1 protein-coding gene is annotated in these 333 nt (G+C 65.5%); it reads right to left on the bottom strand.

The annotated features are described in order from the left end of the window. On the bottom strand, window positions 1–237 hold a 237-nt coding region (locus tag ACLNEE_RS17055), incomplete at its 3' end, for a transposase (RefSeq protein WP_411425348.1). Between the last annotated feature and the right edge of the window lie 96 nt (window positions 238–333).

The following is a 333-nucleotide window of genomic DNA, read 5'->3' as shown; positions in this document are numbered from 1 at the left end:
ATCGAAACGGCGGACCTGATTGGCCGCCAGGAACAGCGCTTCCCGCAAGCAGGCATCCCCTTTCTTGCTGGGGCCTCCGCCAGCACTGCTGCGCCCTGAGCTGTTTTGTCTGGGGATCAAGCCGGAGTAGGCCCTGGCTGCGGCCAGGCATCGAAACCGCCCGGGATCACCCAGGCGACCCAGGATCTGGGCAGCAAGGATCCTGCCAATCCCGGGAACCGATGACGTGACCCCCATTGCTGGTCCAGTTCTTCTGAGAGCTGGTGGGTCGTCAGGCCGCTCTCCACTGCTGGAGGACCTCCAGGGGCGTACGCCCCTGGAGCGCCGAATGCG

It is taken from the genome of Aphanothece stagnina RSMan2012 (assembly GCF_046764815.1).
Classification (GTDB): Bacteria; Cyanobacteriota; Cyanobacteriia; order PCC-6307; family Cyanobiaceae; genus NIES-981.
Note: the sequence above shows the minus strand (reverse complement) of the source record. Positions and strands in the feature narration are given on the sequence as shown.